The organism is Nocardia sp. NPDC057663 (genome assembly GCF_042799895.1).
GTDB lineage: Bacteria > Actinomycetota > Actinomycetes > Mycobacteriales > Mycobacteriaceae > Nocardia.
In genome coordinates this window covers 967,078-984,906 of sequence record NZ_JBHVHX010000001.1, presented here as the reverse complement: position 1 = coordinate 984,906, position 17,829 = coordinate 967,078, and the positions used below count along the sequence as shown (strand labels likewise).

Here is a 17,829-nt window from a genome sequence, read left to right as displayed (position 1 = left end):
GGTGCGCAGGCTGGTCTGGGCGGTGCCGTAGACACCGGCGCGGGCTTGGCTGGTTCCGCTGCCGGTGGCGCGCAAGCAGGTTTGGGCGGTGCCATAGAAACCGGCGCCGGCCTCACCGGTTCCGCAACCGGTGGCGCCCAGGCAGGCACCGGCCTGGAGACCGGCCTCGCCGGTTCCGCAACCGGTGGCGCGCAGGCGGGCACCGGCCTCGAGACCGGCCTCGGCGGATTCGGCGACGCGGGTCTGTCGAGCACGGTGACCGGCGGCACGCAGATCGCCGGCGGACTCGGCAGCACCGTGGACGGTGCGACGCAGGCCGGCACCACCGCGACCGGCGAATTCGCCGGGACCTCGACGGCCCAGGCCGACGCCTCCGGTACCCTCGGCGCCACCACCCAGGGCGCGGTCACCACCGCGGCCGACACCTGGTCCTCGGTCGACGTGTCGAGCGCGTTCGGTTCCGGCCTGCACGGCTCGAGCCTCGGCGGTGGCGAGGCGTCGCTGTTCGGCGAGTCGAGTACTGTCGCCGAGACCGGTGCCGACGTGCACACCGACGGACTGTTCCACTGAGCGAAACGGGCGCTGCGATGGGGACTCTCGCACCGAATGCGGTGCCGCTGACGACGGTGTTGGCCGACACCGTCGCAGCGGCCCGCGCCGCAGGCCGCGACGATCTGGTCGGGCGCCTGGAGAAGGTCACCGAGCGGGTGCGCGATCCGCGGCACCGCATCGTCGTCACCGGCCAGCTCGGTCAGGGCAAGAGCCGGTTCGTGAACGCGCTGCTCGGGCTCGACGTGTGCCAGGTCGGCGACGACACGACCACCGTGCTCCCGTTGCAGCTGTCCTACGGCGCGCAGCAGCGGGCGTATCTGGTGCTCGCCGCGCCCGGCACCGAGGATGCGCGGGTGGAGATCCCGTTCGACGAGATCGGCGTCGTGGATCCGCGCAGCCCGCTGGCCCAGGGCAGGCAGATCGTGCGGATCGAGGCCGAGCTGCCCAACCAGCTGCTGGCCGACGGCATCGTCCTGATCGACACCCCCGGTGTCGGTGGCCACGGAAGCGCTTGTGCCGCAGGCGTTCTCGGTCTCGCTGCGGCCGCCGACGCGGTGCTCGTGCTCTCCGACGCCTCGACCGAGCTCACCGAACCCGAGCTCACCTTCGTCCGGCAGATCCGCGAACTCTGCCCCACGGTCGCCGTCCTGCTCACCAAAACCGACCTGTATCCGCACTGGCACCGGGTACTCGAGGCCGACCGAACCCATCTGACCCGCGCCGAAGCCGACGTCGCCCTGATCCCGGTGTCGGCACTACTGCGCGCACACGCCCTGCGCCTGCAGGACGCGCAGCTGGGCCTGGAGTCGGGGTTCGGCGTGCTGTTCGGTTTCCTCCGAGACCGGGTCGTCGCCCGCGACCAGGCCGTAACCCGGCAAGCGGTGGCACGCGAACTACATTCGGCGGCAGAGCATTTGGCACTGGCCCTGGGCAGCGAACTGGTCGCACTGCGCGACCCCGCGCTCGGCTCGGCCGCGGTCGACGAGCTCCAGTCCGCGCGCGCCGCCGCCGAGGCACTGCAGCGGCGAACCGCGAGCTGGCAGCAGACGCTCGCCGACGGCATCACCGACCTCGTCGGCGACGTCGACCACGACCTACGCGACCGCCTGCGCGGCATCGCCCGCACCGGCCAGGAATGGATCGACGAGAACGACCCAGGCAGGCACTGGGGCGCGATCGCCGAATGGCTGTCCGGCAGCGTCGATACCGCGCTCGGCGATAACCTCCTGCTGACCCACCGTCGCGCGGAACTGCTGGCCGAACGCATCGCGGATCACTTCAACGAGGTCGGCGCGGTCGACCTGCCCGAGGTGCATGCCGGGATGGACGATGAGAGCAGCCTCGCGAGCTCGGGTTCCCTGGCCGACCTGGAGCCGGACATCGGTTTCACGAGCAAGGTGCTGGTCGGCATGCGCGGCTCCTACGGTGGCGTGCTGATGATCGGCCTCGCCACCACCTTCGCCGGCCTGGCGATGCTGAACCCGATCTCCCTGGGCGCGGGCCTGATCGTCGGCGGCAAGGCCTACCGCGACGACAAGACCGCCCGGCTGGCGCGCCGCCGCATCGAAGCCAACGCCGAGGTGCGCCGCTTCCTCGACGACCTGGCGTTCCAGGCGGCCAAGGACACCAAGGACCGCCTGCATCGCATCCACCGTGCTCTGCGCGATCACTTCGCCGGGGTCGCCGAGCGCAGCCTGCGCTCGATCGACGCCTCCCTGCGCGCCGCCCAGGAAGCGGCGGCGATGGCGGCTACGCACCGCGCCGAGCGCACCGCCGTGCTCGAACGCCAGCTGAACGCGGTCGCCGAGCTGCGTCGCTACGCGGAATCGATGCAACTCGAACCAGGACGGGCCGACGGTACGGTATCTGGGTGACCCACCGTTTCGACACCGCCGCGCCCGGCGGTCAGGCCGCACCCAGGATCCTGGCCGAGGCGCACGAGCTGGTCGGCGCGGCGGCGCGGGTATTCGGTCGTGACGAGTACGCGCGCACGCTGCTGGCCGACTGCGAATTCCGATTGCGTGAGCCGCTGCGGGTAGCGCTGGCCGGTTCGATCAAGGCAGGCAAGTCGACGCTGCTGAACGCACTGGTCGGCCAAGCCGTCGCCCCGACCGATGCCACCGAGTGCACCCGGGTCGTCACCTGGTACCGCGACGGCGCCACCCCCACCGTCACCGCGCACGCCGCCGACGGTTCCCGGGCCAATGTGATCGTGCGGCGCGGCAGTGGCGCGCACGGCCTCACCTTCGACCTGAGCGCCCTGAGCTGGGATGCGTACGGCCCGCGCGAGGTGGACCACCTCGAGGTCGGCTGGCCGTCGGCCGCCCTGGCGCAGACGACGATCATCGACACTCCCGGCACCTCGTCGCTGTCGCGCGAGGTCTCGCTACGCACCGCGCGTCTGCTCACTCCCGCCGGCGCCGAAGGCGGCCGGTCGGCGATCTCGGCGCCCGGCGCCGACGCCGTCGTCTACCTGCTGCGTCGCCTCGACGCCACCGACGTGAGCTTTCTCGAGCAGATCGGCGCTGGTGCCGGTGGCGCTGGGCCGCTCGGCGTGATCGGGGTGGTGTCGCGCGCCGACGAGATCGGTGCGGGCCGCATCGACGCGCTGCATTCGGCCCGCGATGTGGCCGCCCGGTTCGCCGGCGAACTGGAGCGAACGGGCTTGTGCCAGGCGGTGATTCCGGTGGCCGGCCTGCTCGCCTTCGCCGCGTCGACACTGCGGCAGCCGGAATTCGCGGCGTTCGAGGCGCTGTCCACGGTCCCCGCGGAGGACCTCGGCATCGCCCTGCTCTCGGCGGACCGGTTCGCCCGCGCCGACATCGCCTTGCCGGTCGCCCCCGAACTGCGCGCGCAACTGGCGGATCGCTTCGGCCTGTTCGGAATCCGCATGGCCACCATGCTGATCCGCCTCGGCGTCCGTGATTCGTCTTCGCTGGCAGCCGAATTGGCCGCACGCAGCGGCATCGAGGAATTGCGTTCGGTATTGGAGATCCAATTCGGCCAGCGCGCAGAAGAACTGAAGGCTCATTCGGCGCTGAGCACCCTGAACCGGATCCTGTCGGCCTATCCCGGCACCGAGGCCGACCGACTGTTGCCCCGTGTCCGCGCCCGCCTCGCCGACGTACACGGCTTCACCGAACTCCGCCTCCTCGGCCGCCTGCGCACCGACGAATTGCCCCTCCCCCCACCGGTACTCGCCGACCTGCACCGCATCCTCGGCGGCACCGGCGTGGCACCACACCTTCGCCTCGGCCTCCCCGCCGAGGCCGACCCGAACACCCTGCGCACCGCAGCCTTCACCGCCGTCCGCACCTGGCGAGCCCGAGCCGCCCACCCCCTGGCCGACCAGTCCACCGCCACCGCCTGCCGAGCCGCCGCCCGCAGCGCAGAAGGAGTCCTGTCCGAACTACCCCGCTGACTGTCTGCGGCCGACGGCAGGTTCAGGTTCTAACCCCGCAGCACCGGCACGATCTCCTCGGCGAGGTACTGCTCCACCCCACGCCCGGCTCGCTCCGCCGCGACCACGGTGGTTTCCCGCTCATCGGCCTTGGCCGCCAGCGTCTTTCGTGATTCCGTCTCGACCCCGCCGCCGATGACGAGCAGGCGAACCTGCTCGCGGTCGAGGATATCCAGCGCTTCCTCGTCGAGGGTGGTGCCGAGGGCGCGGTAGCCGAGGTCGCCGATGTAGGTGATGGAGGTGTCGACCACGCTCTGACCGCGGCCGACGACGAGAAGATCAACGGTGTGCATACTCTTCCTTTCGCAGTGAAACGGTGAGTCGCAATGTCTTCCGGGCGCACCTTAGCCGGTTTCGTACCGTGACGATGCCCAAACCTACGCGGACGACCCGTCCATCGTCGCTCGTAGCCGCGCGATCAGTGCCTCGAACTGCTCGAGCTGCTCCGGCGAGTATTCGGCCAGGATCGCGTCCTGCGCGGCATTGACCGTGTGGAAGAACTCGTCGGCGAGGCGGCGCGCCTGCGCGCTGCACCGCAATGTCACCACCCGCCGGTCGGTGTGCTCGCGGCTGCGAGTGACGTATCCCGCCTGCTCGAGCCGGTTGATCAGGGTGGTCATCGCCCCCGAGGTCAGGGTGATCCGCTTGCCGAGCAGTGCGGGGGACAGCGGAGTGCCTGCCGCCTCGGCGGCGGCGATCTCCATCAGCGCGAAGGCGTCGGTCGAGTGCACGCCGAGGGTCTCGGCGAACCGGCGGCCGAGTTCGGTGAAGCTCGCGCCGTAGTCGATGAGCCCGGCGGCGAGCCGCTGCCGCCCCGTCGCGACATCGCCGGATGCCTGCTTCGCCATGTCGTCCTCTCGTTCGCCGTCCGATTGACAACCTACCGCCTGACATTTAGCTTCATCATAAAGTAACTTGATGATGGAGGTAAATTGCAGACCGAAACCGAGACCCCACCGCTGCGGTTGTGGCTGGGACTGATCGCCGTATCGCTCGGCGTCGCGTTGATCGTGGTCGACCTGACGATCGTGAACGTGATCGTCGCGCCGATCGTCGACGACCTGGCGATCACCTCGATTCAGGCGCAATGGATCCAGGAGTCCTACGCGATCGTCTTCGCGGCGCTACTGCTGCTCACCGGCAGACTCAGTGACCTCTACGGCGCCCGCAAACTGTTCCTGATCGGTCTCGTCGTCTTCGGCGTGACCAGCCTGCTCGCCGCGCTCGCGCCGAGCGGCGGTCTGCTGATCGCGGCGCGCTTCCTGCAAGGCGTCGGCGGGGCGATGATCCTGCCGACCTCACTGGCCCTGGTGAATGCCGCCTTCACCGGGAAGGCGCGCGGGCAGGCCTTCGCGATCTGGGGTTCCACGATCGGTGCGGCCGCCGCGGTCGGCCCGCTGCTCGGCGGCTGGCTCGCCGACTTCTCCTGGCGCTGGGCCTTCGGCATCAACATCCCGATGGTGGCCCTGATCATGGCCGCGGTGCTGATCTATCTCCCGGTGTCGTCGAGCTCCGCGGGCCGCGTGGATTGGGTCGGTGCCGCGCTGTCGGCGCTCGGCCTCGGCCTGCTCGCGTTCGCCCTGATCGAAGGTCGTCACTACGGGTGGCTGATCGTCACCGAACCGCTGACCATCGGTGAATTCGCCTGGCGCAGCGGACCATCCCCGGTATTCGTCGCGCTCGCCATTGCGGTGCCGACCCTCGGGCTGTTCTGGCGCAGGCAGGCGCGGCTCGGCAGCGCGGACGAGCAGCCCCTGCTCGATGTGCGGCTGTTCGCCATCGACTCGTTCCGCAAGGGCAATGTGGTGACCCTGCTCGTCGGCCTCGGCGAGTTCGGCATCATCGCGGTCCTACCGCTGTGGATGCAGTTCGCGCTCGACTACACCGCGCTGCAGGCGGGTCTGGCGCTGGTGCCGCTCGCGATCGGCAGTTTCGTCGCCAGCGGCGCGAGCTTCTCGATGACGGCGTCGGTCTCGGCGCTGGGCCAGGTCAGGATCGGCTTGCTGCTGGAAGCCGCCGGTCTCGCGCTGCTCGGCCTGTTCGCCGCGGCCGACAGCAGCTGGTGGTCGATCGCCGTCGCCCTGTTCGTCTACGGCATCGGCGTCGGCTTCGCCACCGCCCAGGTCACCAATGTCGTGCTCGCCGACGTGCCCGCCGAGAGCGCGGGCCAGGGCTCGGGAATCCAGAGCGCCGCACGCGAACTCGGCTCGGCGCTCGGTATCGCGGTCCTCACCACCGTCTTCTTCAGCACCCTCGGCACCGGCCTGCGCGACCGCCTGGCCGACGCGGACCTGTCCGAAGCCGAGGTACACCGGCTGGCCTCGACCGTCACCGACAGCGCCGGATCGGTGATCCCAGCCCTCGCCGAGGACCCGCACGCACTCCCCATCGCCGAGGCGGCCCGGGCAGCCATGGCGGCAGGTATCGAGGTGTCGAGCTACCTGTGCGCGGGCCTACTCGTACTCGCCCTGGCGACAACCGCATTCGTCAAACCGGCGCGAAACGGCTAGCGGAACAGGATTTCTCGCACAGACGCGGTTGTCGCGGGCACATCGGCCCGCGGCAACCGCGTCGTGTCGAAACTCAGAGGAAGTACGCGGTCCCCGAGGAACTGCCGGTCCCGTACCCCAGGCTCTTGGCGAACTCCCGCACCGCGATCAGCGCATGCCCCACCGGCCCCGGATCGCTGCACGATCCGCCGACGGAAGAGAACGTGCACCCGTCGTCGGCGACGGCGACACCGACGTGCCCGTCGGCGGCCGCCGCGTTCCCCGCGCCCGTCATCAGCCCGCCGACCACGGCAGCGGCGAGGACGGCCCCGCCGACCCCGCGCTTCCACTGAATACTGCTCTTCGATGCACGCATGACTCCGAAGCTATCCTGCGGGCGTACCCATCGGCCGCCCCCAATATTCGGGGCAACGGGCCACGATCCGACCAGTGCCCGGTCGCCATGAGCGATCCGTCACGATCCCGCGTCGCGCCGCAGTTGAGCGCAGTCGTGGCAAGAATGGCCGAGGGGTCGGGAAGATTTTTTCGGGCGGCGGGAATGAATCGTCGCAGCTACTGGTTGTGCTGATCAACGATGTTGAGCGCATCGGACTCAAGTTCGGGTTGACGCCCGGCGCCCCGCGAGGGCAGGATTGAGCCCACTGCGCTCAGCGTTGCTGAGAAAGTTGCACTGAGTACGACAACTCAGTACGTCAAACAGGAGGAAATCACTATGGCTCGTGCGGTCGGAATCGACCTCGGGACTACGAACTCTGTCGTCGCCGTTCTCGAAGGCGGCGAGCCGGTCGTCGTCGCGAACTCGGAAGGCTCGCGCACCACCCCCTCGATCGTCGCGTTCGCGAAGAACGGTGAGGTGCTCGTCGGGCAGCCCGCGAAGAACCAGGCCGTCACCAACGTCGACCGCACCATCCGCTCGGTCAAGCGCCACGTCGGCACCGACTGGAGCACCGAGATCGATGGCAAGAAGTACACCTCGCAGGAAATCTCCGCGCGCACGCTGATGAAGCTGAAGCGCGACGCCGAGGCCTACCTCGGTGAGGAGATCACCGACGCGGTCATCACCGTCCCCGCCTACTTCGAGGACGCCCAGCGTCAGGCCACCAAGGAAGCCGGCCAGATCGCCGGCCTGAACGTGCTGCGCATCGTCAACGAGCCCACCGCGGCCGCGCTCGCGTACGGCCTGGACAAGGGCGACAAAGAGCAGACCATCCTGGTCTTCGACCTCGGTGGCGGCACCTTCGACGTCTCGCTGCTGGAAATCGGCGAGGGCGTCGTCGAGGTCCGCGCGACCTCCGGTGACAACCACCTCGGTGGTGACGACTGGGACGAGCGCGTCGTCACCTGGCTGGTCGACAAGTTCAAGGCCAGCTCGGGCATCGACCTGACCAAGGACAAGATGGCGCTGCAGCGTCTGCGTGAAGCCGCCGAGAAGGCGAAGATCGAGCTGTCCTCCAGCCAGTCGACCTCGATCAACCTGCCCTACATCACCGTCGACGCGGACAAGAACCCGCTGTTCCTCGACGAGCAGCTGACCCGCGCCGAGTTCCAGAAGATCACCTCCGATCTGCTGGATCGCACCCGCGCGCCGTTCCAGTCCGTGATCAAGGACGCCGGCATCAACGTGGCCGACATCGACCACGTCGTGCTCGTCGGTGGCTCCACCCGTATGCCCGCCGTCTCCGACCTGGTCAAGGAACTGACCGGCGGCCGTGAGCCGAACAAGGGCGTGAACCCGGACGAGGTCGTCGCCGTCGGCGCCGCCCTGCAGGCCGGTGTGCTCAAGGGTGAGGTCAAGGACGTCCTGCTGCTCGATGTCACCCCGCTGTCGCTGGGCATCGAGACCAAGGGCGGCGTGATGACCAAGCTCATCGAGCGCAACACCACCATCCCGACCAAGCGGTCCGAGACCTTCACCACGGCCGACGACAACCAGCCGTCCGTGCAGATCCAGGTCTTCCAGGGTGAGCGCGAGATCGCCTCGCACAACAAGCTGCTCGGCTCCTTCGAGCTGACCGGCCTGCCCCCGGCCCCGCGTGGCGTGCCGCAGATCGAGGTCACCTTCGACATCGACGCCAACGGCATCGTGCACGTGACCGCCAAGGACAAGGGCACCGGCAAGGAAAACAAGATCAAGATCCAGGACGGCTCCGGCCTGTCCAAGGAAGAGATCGACCGGATGGTCAAGGACGCCGAGGCGCACGCCGCCGAGGACAAGGCCCGCCGCGAGGAGGCCGAGACCCGCAACCAGGCCGAGTCGCTGGTCCACCAGACCGAGAAGTTCATCGCCGAGAACGCCGACAAGGTCCCGGCCGACGCCAAGACGAAGGTCGAAGAGGCCATCGCCGAGGCGAAGTCCGCGCTGGCCGGCACCGACATCGCCGCGGTGAAGACCGCCGTGGAGAAGCTGGCGACCGAGTCGCAGGCCCTGGGCCAGGCGCTCTACGAGTCGCAGGCCGCCGACGCCGCTGCCGAGGGCAACGGCGCTGGTCCTGCCGATGATGACGGCGTCGTCGACGCCGAGGTCGTCGACGAGCCGGTGGACACGGAGAAGAAGTGACCGAGGCCAACTCCGAGCAGGAGCTGATCGAAGACATCGTCGAAGACACCGAGACGGACTCCGCCGCCGAGGTGGCGGAGCCCTCCTCCGACGGCGAGGTGGAGGCGCCGGTCAGCGACGAGCTGGCCGAGCGCACCGCCGACCTGCAGCGGTTGACCGCGGAATACGCGAACTACCGCCGCCGGGTCGAGCGGGATCGTCAGGCCAACATCGACGCGGCCAAGGCCGCGGTGGTGACCGAGTTGCTCGGTGTGCTCGACGACCTCGACCGCGCCAGGGCGCACGGCGACCTGGACGCGGGCCCGCTCAAGGCCGTCGCCGACAAGCTCGAGACCGCGCTGACCAAGCAGGGTCTCGTCGAGTTCGGCGCTGTCGGTGAGTCGTTCGACCCGACGCTGCACGAGGCAGTGCAGCACGAGGGTTCGGGCGCCGATCCGGTCATCGGCGTGGTGATGCGCAAGGGCTATCGGTTCGGCGAACGGGTGCTTCGGCACGCGCTGGTCGGGGTAACCGATGCCGAGGCCGTGGGGGCATCGGATTCGGATGCCGACGGCGACGACCAATAGGAACGCGAGAGGAGGAGATGCCCGGTGAGCCAACGGGAGTGGATCGAGAAGGACTTCTACAAGGAGCTGGGTGTCTCCTCCGGCGCCTCGCAGGACGAGATCAAGAAGGCCTACCGCAAGCTCGCTCGTGACCTGCACCCGGACTCCAACCCGGGCGACACCAAGGCCGAGGAGCGGTTCAAGGCGGTCAGCGAGGCCAATGCCGTGCTGTCTGATCCGGCCAAGCGCAAGGAGTACGACGACACGCGCCGCCTGTTCGCGGGCGGTGGCGGCGGTGCGCGCGCCTACGGCGGCGGGTTCAACCCCGGTGCCGGCGGCGGCGGCTTCTCGCAGGACTTCAACATCGGTGACATCTTCGGTCAGGCCGGTGGCGCGGGCGCCGCGGGCGACGGCGGGCTCGGCGATCTGCTGGGCGGGCTGTTCAACCGGGGTGGCGCGCGCGGTTCGAGCCGTCCGCGCCGTGGCGCCGATGTGGAGACCGAGACGACGCTGGGCTTCCGCGAGGCCGCCCAGGGTGTCACCGTTCCGCTGCGGATGACCAGTCCGTCGCCGTGCACCACGTGTCACGGCAGCGGCGCCAAGCCGGGCACCAGCCCGCGAGTGTGTCCGTACTGCAACGGTTCCGGCGTGGTCAGCCGTAATCAGGGCGCGTTCGGTTTCAGCGAGCCCTGCGACGACTGCCGCGGCACCGGGTCGATCATCGACGACCCGTGCTCGGACTGCTCGGGCACCGGCATCCAGAACCGCACCCGCACGATCACCGTCCGGATTCCGCCCGGTGTCAGTGACGGGCAGAAGATCCGGTTGGCCGGGCAGGGCGAAGCGGGCCTGCGTGGAGCGCCCTCGGGCGATCTCTACGTGACCGTGCACGTCAGCCAGGACAAGGTGTTCGGCCGCCAGGGCGACGACCTGACCCTGGTGCTCCCGGTGAGCTACAGCGAACTGGTGCTGGGGACAACGGTTTCCGTGCCGACGCTGGACGGCCGGGTCGGCGTGAAGGTGCCGCCGGGCACTGCCGACGGGCGTATCCTGCGGGTACGCGGTCGTGGTGTGCCCAAGCGCGGCGCGGCGGGCGGTGCCGGTGACCTGCTGGTCACGGTGAAGGTCGCGGTTCCGCAGAACCTGGACTCCGACGCCACCGATGCGCTCAAGCGCTATCAGGAGGCGGAGAGGTCCGGTGGCTTCGATCCGCGTGCAGGATGGGCGGGTGCCTGATGTCCGATGATCCGAAGTCCGCGTCGGGTGGGACCTCGCGTGCCGAGTTCTTCATGATCTCGGTGGCGGCTCAGCTGGCGGGTATGCACGCGCAGACGTTGCGCACCTATGACCGGCTGGGTTTGGTCACGCCCCAACGCACTTCGGGTGGCGGGCGCCGTTACTCGACCCGCGACGTCGAGCTGCTGCGCGAGGTGCAGCGGCTGTCGCAGGACGAGGGTGTCAACCTCGCGGGCATCAAGCGAATCATCGAGCTCACCAACCAGGTCGAGGCGCTCCAGCAGCGCGTCGAGGAGATGAGCGCGGAGCTGGAGCAGTTGCGGGCGGGCTACCGGCCCGACCTCTCGCCGCCCCAGCGCAGCACCGCGCTCGTGGTGTGGCAGCCGCGGCACCGGCGGTAGGGTTCCACGATTCGGCGAGCCCCCGGTTCACGATCCGCTCCGGCGGACGCGGGCCGGGGGCTCGTTCGTGTCCCGGTCAACCACCGGCGATCGACTGGTGACTATTCAGCAACCTATTTATTCGTGATCTTGGCCGGGCACCTCGGGGGTGCAGGGCTCTGAGGTGGGGATATATCTCGGGACCATCACGAAAGTTTGCTGGAGGGACGCTGAATTCGGCTCGATCGGAGGCTATTTCCCCCTGCTCGACCAGCCACTCCGACACTCCCTCTCCGCGTGTCGTGGCACGGCGCGTCGGACCGGGGGTGCCGGGTTCGTAGCGGAAGGGTCGCTCTACCAGGCACGTTGAGTTGCGGTTGCCGCGAACGCCGGGAAGATCACGGAAGCGTCTGGTCATGTTCACCCGTGATTAACAGTCTGCTGGTATGTTTTTAGCTGGTACTGATGAGGTACCAACCGGTTTATAACGAATTACATGCGTGATGTTTAAGAGTACGATTCCTAAGCTGGCAAACCTCGCCTAGACTTCTCGCATCGGCTGCTGACGAGTGTCCTCCCAGCCCGTCACTCGCCGGCGCGGCTAGCGTTCGATGGGCGAAACGAGGTTGTGACACATATGGATTCGCGGACTGTCGCTTTGATCCGTACTACGTTCAAGGCGGTTGCTGCGGAAGACGGTGGGCCCGAGAAGCTAGCCAGATCGTTCTACTCGATCCTGTTCACGGAGTATCCAGGTGTCCGTGACTACTTCCCGGCGGCCATGGACTCCCAGCGTGACCGGCTCGTCAAGGCGATCTCCTACGCGCTCGACCGGCTGGAAGAGCCGGACAAGCTGCTTCCGTTCCTTGCCCAGCTCGGGCGCGATCACCGCAAGTACGGTGTGCAGCCCGCCCACTATGTCGCGGTGGCCAACTCGCTGAAGTCGGCCATGCGCCAGTTCGCCGGCACCGAGATGTGGACCGACGAGGTCGCCACCGCCTGGGACGAGGGCCTGGCCACCATCAGCGGCGCGATGATCAGCGCCGCCGACAAGGAGACGACGCCCGCGGCGTGGTCGGCGACCGTGATCGAACGCCGCGAGGTGCTGCGCAACCTGGCCGTCATCCGCGTCCAGCTCGACCAGCCGATGCAGTACGCGGCGGGCCAGTACCTCAGCGTGCAGGTGCCCGCGCGGCCCCGGATGTGGCGCTACCTCTCCCCGGCCAACCCGGCGAACGCCAACGGCGAGATCGAGTTCCATGTCCGCAGTGTGCTCGGCGGCTGGGTCAGCCCGGCCATGGTCTCGCACACCAACGTCGGTGACCAGTGGCTGCTCGGTTCGCCGCTCGGCGGCCTCGGCGTGCCGCGCAACACCAAGCGCAAGATGCTGATGGTCGGCTGCGGCACCGGCATCGCGCCGCTGCGCGCCCAGATCATGGCGATGGCCCAGCGCCGGGTCAACCCGAAGGTTCACCTGTTCGTCGGCGGCCACTATCCGTGCGACCTCTACGACCTGCAGGTGCTGAGCCAGCTGGCGATGGCCAACAAGTGGCTGTCGGTCACCCCCGTCACCGAGAGCGACGAGAACCCGTGGTGGTTCTACGATTCCGGGGAACCGCACGCCGACCTCCCCGGCCTGGAACCGCGGATGACCGGCCAGATCGGCAAGGTGGTCGCCAGTTACGGCTCGTGGGCGGATCGGGATGTGCAGATCGTCGGGTCACCGTCGATGGTGCAGACCACGAAGTTCCGCCTGATGGCCGCGGGCACCCAAGCCAAGTCGATCCGCCACGACCCGCTGTTCTGAGTGTGCACCCCCGCACCGTGAATCGAACTGTCGGTTTGCTTCGTCCTGGTTAGAGTGGTCTGACGAGGATGATCACAGTGAGGGAGGGCGGATCGATGGATGACGTTGTGCTGGTGATCAATTCCGGGGGTCGCGATGCCGAGTGGCTGGACGAGGTGACCGGCGAGCTGCAGGCCGACCTGTCCGAGATCGGTGGACTACACGTCAGCCGGGTGACGACAGCCGCGGCGGGCGGCCAGAAATCCGGCGCGGTCGAGCAGATCGGTCAGTTGCTGGTGTCCAGCGGGGCGATCGGTGCCGTGGTGTGGTCGATTCGGGATGTCAGCCTCAAGTTCCTGGAGCGAACCAAGGCGGAGTCGATCACGATCAAGAAGGGTGACCGAGAGGTGACCATCGTCCGGCCGGGCTTGGCCCAGGTCGACAATGCCATCGAGAAGTTCGGCGACCTGCTGGCTGATGAGTAGTCCGGCCGGACGCCGAATCGCGCTCTTCGTAGCGAACGACACCTACCACTTCGACGGTTTGTCGCGGCTCTACGCGCCGATCTCGGACGCCGAGCAACTCCGGGAACTGCTGCGCGACCCCGAGATCGGTGGCTTCCGGCCGACCGAGTTGCTGATCAACGAGTCCAAGGCCGAGATCGAGCGCAGCATCGAGCGGGTCTTCCGTGGCGCCGAACCGGACGACGTCATCCTGTTCTATTTCTCCGGTCACGGGCTGCGCACCCGGCAGAATCTGTATCTGGCCGTCGGCAATACCGATCCGCAGCTGCTGAGCAGTACGGCGGTGTCCTCGACGTTCATCCGTGAGCTGATCCGGGAGTCCGCGGCAGCGGCGAAGATCATCGTGCTGGACTGCTGCTACAGCGGCGCGTTCCTCGGCTCCGAGGTGATCAAGTCGCCACCCACCATCGACGATGTCGCCCAGCAGCTCGCGGCGGGCGACGGGATCTGCGTGCTGACCGCGTCGAGTGCGGTGGAGACCGCGGCCGAGGGCCGCGCCGACGGCGACTCGGCACCCCTGTCGGTGTTCACCTCGGCGCTGGTGAAGGGTATCGGCACCGGTCAGGCTGACAACGGCAGCGGCCTGATCGGCACCCACGATCTGTGGACGTTCGTGCACGCCGATGTCCGCAGCCGGACTACCAAGCAGACCCCGAACCACTACGGGGTTTTCAAAGACGAGGTCTACATCGCCCGGGTCCGGCGGCGGCAATCGAGCCTCATCGAGGTGGGCGATCGAGTGCAGCTCGGATCGCTCGTCGGGCGGCTCGAACAGACACCGGACAGTGGACTGCGGGCGGCCAACTGGTGGGGGACCGGCCGATTGAAGGTTCCCATCGGGCAGGAGCGCCGTACCGACGGTGTGCCGGGCGAAACCGTGTGGCTGGACCTGGCGGGCGCGGATCGCAACCTCTTCATCGTCGGCCGCGCGGGGTCGGGCAAGAGCACACTGCTGCGGACGCTCACCGGATCTTTGGCGCTGACCCATTCACCCGACGAGGTGAAACTGTATGTGCTCGAATCCAGCAACCGCCTCGGATCGATGAGCGCGTTGCCCCATATCGCGAGCGCGGTGGGCGACGACGAACTGGACAAGGTGGGCGCGGTCCTCGACCGGGTAACCGCCGAGATCCGGAGCCGCAAAAGGCTGTATCGGGAATCCGGTATCGATTCACCGGCCAGTTTGCGCGCCGCCCGGCCGTCGCTGGCCGGACCGGTGCCCGATGTCTTCCTGCTCATCGACCGGCTCGGCGACTTTCGCGAGCAGATCCCCGGGTTCGATGGCCGGATCAAGCAGATCGCGAGCGCCGGCCCGGAGTACGGCGTCCATCTGGTGGTGACCGCACGCGACTGGAACGAGGCGCCCGGCGACCTGGTCGACTTGCTGTCGGCGCATATCGAATCGCGATTGCACCGCCCCGCCGATTCGCGTCTACACCCGGAGCGCGCCGCCCGCCTTCCCGACGGGCCAGGGTGGGCGCTGTTCGGGGAGCGCCCGTTTCGCATCGCGATGCCGGATCTGCGCGAGTTGCAGCCGGAGTTGCTGAGTGCGGCGGAAATTTCCGATGGCGCCGCCGAATTGGTCGATCTGGTGCGGGGATACCAGCAGGAGCTCGCACTCGACAGCCTCGGACGGTCTCCGCTGGACGGCGAGGTGGACTTCACCGAACTGCTCGGCATCGGTTCCGGTCAGGACTTCGACGTCGACGAGATGTGGCGGACCAGGCACGTCCGCGACCGGTTGCGGGTGCCGATCGGGCTCACCGCCACCGGGGACGTCGTCCAATTGGATCTCAAGGAGGCGGCCCAGCACGGCATGGGCCCGCACGGGCTGTGTATCGGCGCTACCGGCTCCGGGAAATCGGAGTTCTTGCGCACCTTGATCCTCGCCTTGGTCACCACCCATTCCCCGGATGCGCTGAATCTGGTGCTGGTCGACTTCAAAGGTGGCGCGGCGTTTTCCGGTCTGGAGTCGCTGCCGCACGTGTCGACCGTCATCGCCAACGTAGAACAGGACCTGTCCCTGGTGGACCGGCTACAGGACGCGCTGGCCGGCGAGCTGAAACGCAGGCAGGAGATACTCCGGGCGACGGGGAAATTCGCCGACGTTTCCGATTACGAGAGCGCCCGTGCGGCGGGTATGCAGGTGAGCCCGCTGCCCGCGTTGTTGATCGTGGTCGACGAGTACTCGGAGCTGCTCGCCCAGAAACCGGACTTCAGCGAGCTGTTCGTGATGATCGGCAGGCTCGGACGTTCGCTGCACGTGCACCTACTGCTTGCCTCGCAGCGGTTCGAGGAGGACAAGGTGCGCGGGCTGGAAAGGCATCTATCCTACCGGATCGTGCTGCGCACGTTTTCCGCCGCCGAGTCGAGGGCCGTCATCGGCACCGCTGACGCCTACCATCTGGCCAGCGATCCAGGCTCCGGCTATCTGAAGGTCGATGCTTCCGATCCGCTGCGGTTCAAGTCGGCCTACGTGAGCCGGTCGGAACGGGTCGGCCCCGGCGAGAGCACCGGGAGTGTCGAGCAGCGCACGGTGCTGGAAGCAGTCGTGTCGAGGATCCACGGGCACGGCAAGCCGGCGTATCCGCTGTGGGTGCCTCCGCTGGACGAATCTCCGACGCTGGATCAGCTGTTGCCCGACCAGAATTGGCGGGCGACCGTGAATCGGGCGGGTCGGCTGCGGATGCCCATCGGGGTGATCGACAAGCCGTCCGAGCATCGTCGCGAAGTGCTGACGATCAATCTCTCCAGTGCCAAGGGGCATGTAGCCGTGGTAGGCGGTCCGCGGGCGGGCAAGTCGACGACCTTGGAGACGATCGTGTTGGCCGCGGCGGTGACGCACAGTCCGGAGCAGGTGCAGTTCTACTGTCTGGATTTCGGCGGCGGCGGTCTCATGAGGTTGGCTCGGGTTCCGCATGTGGGTTCGGTGGCGGGCCGTGTGGACGGTGATCGGGTACGTCGCACGATCGCCGAGCTGACGACGTTGCTGCGCAGGCGCGAGCAGCGGTTCGCCGAACTGGGCATCGAGTCGATCGTGGAGTATCGGCGCCGGAGTTTCGGCGCGTCCGAGGCAACGGATTCGTCACCACCGGACAGGTTCGGTGACGTGGTCCTGGTCATCGACGGCTGGCGGGTGGTCGGTGAAGAGTTCGAAGTGCTCGAGCCGCAGATCAACGCCATTGCCACCCAGGGGCTGTCCTACGGTATCCACCTGATGATCAGCGCGTCGCGATGGCCGGAGATCCGGCCGATGATCCGGGATCAGATCGGCACCAGGATCGAATTGCGATTGGGCGACCCGACTGATTCGGAAATCAATCGTCGTGTCGCGCAGCAGGTTCCGGACGATCGGCCGGGGCGCGGGATAACGGCCGATCACCTGCACATGCTGATCGCGTTGCCCCGCTTGGATTCCGACCCCGATCCCGCGACCCTCAGCGAGGCCCTCGGCGAGGCCGCCGCCGAACTCAGCGCGCTGTACGGGCGGCGCCGTGCCCCCGAGGTGCGGACGTTGCCACTGGAATTCAGCCGGGAAGCGTTGCCCGCGCTCGTGGCGGAGCACGGTATCTCGATGGGCCCGACGAAGGTGGTCGTCGGCCTCTGCGAATCCGAGTTGCAGCCACTGGTACTCGATTTCGCGGCCGAGCCGCACTTCATGGCCTTCGCGGACGCAGCGCACGGCAAGACCACACTCCTGCGGAATATCATTACCGGCATCGTCGAGAACGCGAGCCCGGCGGCGGCGCAGGTAGTGCTGATCGACTACCGGCGCGGAATGCTCGGCGAGTTCGGGAATGATCTGGCGGGATACTCCACCTCAGCGCAGACGACAGCGCCGATGATCGTGGAGGTGGCGAGAACCTTGGCGGCGCGCATCCCCGGCCCCGGCATCACCGCGCAGCAGTTGCGGGAGCGAGCCTGGTGGTCGGGGCCGGAAATCTACCTCGTGGTCGACGACTACGATTTGGTCGCCCCCAGTTCGGTGGCGAATCCGTTCCAGCCACTGGTGGAGTATTTTCCGCAGGCCCGCGATGTCGGACTGCATTTCATCGTCGCCCGCCGTATGGGTGGTGTCTCGCGGGCACTGTATGACCCCGTCCTCGGCGCATTGCGGAACCTGTCCGTCGAAACGCTGGTGATGAGCGGCCCCCGCGACGAAGGGAGAATCATCGGCGACGTCCGGCCGATGAAGCTCCCCCCTGGACGCGGCATCCTGGCATCGCGCACCCGCGAGCAGGAAATGGTACAGATAGCCAATTTGCCTGCGCCGCAGTGA

13 protein-coding genes and 1 pseudogene are annotated in these 17,829 nt (G+C 68.0%); 11 read left to right on the top strand and 3 right to left on the bottom strand.

Annotated features, from left to right (window positions below):
- The 3 genes and pseudogenes from ACFVAV_RS04655 to ACFVAV_RS04645 form a co-directional block, all read left to right on the top strand.
- Nucleotides 1–570 (top strand): annotated as a pseudogene (locus ACFVAV_RS04655) (hypothetical protein); the annotation flags it as partial.
- Nucleotides 571–587: 17 nt separating this feature from the next.
- Entirely contained in the window at nt 588–2,426 is a 1,839-nt protein-coding gene (locus ACFVAV_RS04650; protein ID WP_379029847.1) for a dynamin family protein, read from the top strand.
- Nucleotides 2,423–3,973: a dynamin family protein gene (locus ACFVAV_RS04645; protein WP_379029844.1), complete on the top strand. Its 1,551-nt coding sequence runs from the start codon at nt 2,423–2,425 to the stop codon at nt 3,971–3,973. The genes ACFVAV_RS04650 and ACFVAV_RS04645 overlap by 4 nt, the downstream gene beginning before the upstream one ends.
- A gap of 29 nt (nt 3,974–4,002) precedes the next feature.
- Here the strand turns inward: ACFVAV_RS04645 and ACFVAV_RS04640 are convergent, their stop codons facing one another.
- Entirely contained in the window at nt 4,003–4,305 is a 303-nt protein-coding gene (locus tag ACFVAV_RS04640; protein ID WP_379029841.1) for a hypothetical protein, read from the bottom strand.
- Between the two features lie 84 nt (nt 4,306–4,389).
- Nucleotides 4,390–4,860, bottom strand: a complete 471-nt coding sequence (locus tag ACFVAV_RS04635) for a MarR family winged helix-turn-helix transcriptional regulator (RefSeq protein WP_379029838.1) — start codon at nt 4,858–4,860, stop codon at nt 4,390–4,392.
- A gap of 84 nt (nt 4,861–4,944) precedes the next feature.
- On the opposite strand from ACFVAV_RS04635, the gene ACFVAV_RS04630 reads away from it, so the two are divergent.
- Nucleotides 4,945–6,522, top strand: coding sequence for an MFS transporter (locus tag ACFVAV_RS04630; RefSeq protein ID WP_379029835.1), 1,578 nt, complete (start codon nt 4,945–4,947; stop codon nt 6,520–6,522).
- Between the two features lie 73 nt (nt 6,523–6,595).
- On the opposite strand, the gene ACFVAV_RS04625 is transcribed toward ACFVAV_RS04630, so the two are convergent.
- Entirely contained in the window at nt 6,596–6,877 is a 282-nt protein-coding gene (locus tag ACFVAV_RS04625) for a hypothetical protein (protein ID WP_379029832.1), read from the bottom strand.
- A gap of 357 nt (nt 6,878–7,234) precedes the next feature.
- Between ACFVAV_RS04625 and dnaK the strand changes: the two genes are divergently transcribed.
- The 7 genes from dnaK to eccCb all read left to right on the top strand — a co-directional run bounded on the left by dnaK (nt 7,235) and on the right by eccCb (nt 17,829).
- Nucleotides 7,235–9,079, top strand: coding sequence for a molecular chaperone DnaK (gene dnaK, locus ACFVAV_RS04620; protein ID WP_379029829.1), 1,845 nt, complete (start codon nt 7,235–7,237; stop codon nt 9,077–9,079).
- On the top strand, nt 9,076–9,645 hold the full coding sequence (gene grpE / locus ACFVAV_RS04615; protein WP_379029826.1) for a nucleotide exchange factor GrpE: 570 nt from the start codon (nt 9,076–9,078) through the stop codon (nt 9,643–9,645). The genes dnaK and grpE overlap by 4 nt, the downstream gene beginning before the upstream one ends.
- A gap of 24 nt (nt 9,646–9,669) precedes the next feature.
- Nucleotides 9,670–10,860, top strand: coding sequence for a molecular chaperone DnaJ (gene dnaJ, locus ACFVAV_RS04610; protein WP_379029824.1), 1,191 nt, complete (start codon nt 9,670–9,672; stop codon nt 10,858–10,860).
- Nucleotides 10,860–11,261 carry a heat shock protein transcriptional repressor HspR gene (locus ACFVAV_RS04605; RefSeq protein WP_379029821.1) on the top strand — a complete coding sequence of 134 codons (402 nt, stop codon included), beginning with the start codon at nt 10,860–10,862 and terminating at the stop codon, nt 11,259–11,261. The genes dnaJ and ACFVAV_RS04605 overlap by 1 nt, the downstream gene beginning before the upstream one ends.
- A 616-nt stretch (nt 11,262–11,877) precedes the next feature.
- On the top strand, nt 11,878–13,047 hold the full coding sequence (locus ACFVAV_RS04600; protein WP_379029818.1) for an FAD-binding oxidoreductase: 1,170 nt from the start codon (nt 11,878–11,880) through the stop codon (nt 13,045–13,047).
- 95 nt (nt 13,048–13,142) lie between these two features.
- Nucleotides 13,143–13,511, top strand: coding sequence for a hypothetical protein (locus ACFVAV_RS04595; protein ID WP_379029816.1), 369 nt, complete (start codon nt 13,143–13,145; stop codon nt 13,509–13,511).
- Nucleotides 13,504–17,829 (top strand): type VII secretion protein EccCb, encoded by a 4,326-nt coding sequence (gene eccCb / locus ACFVAV_RS04590; protein WP_379029812.1) that lies wholly within the window; start codon nt 13,504–13,506, stop codon nt 17,827–17,829. The genes ACFVAV_RS04595 and eccCb overlap by 8 nt, the downstream gene beginning before the upstream one ends.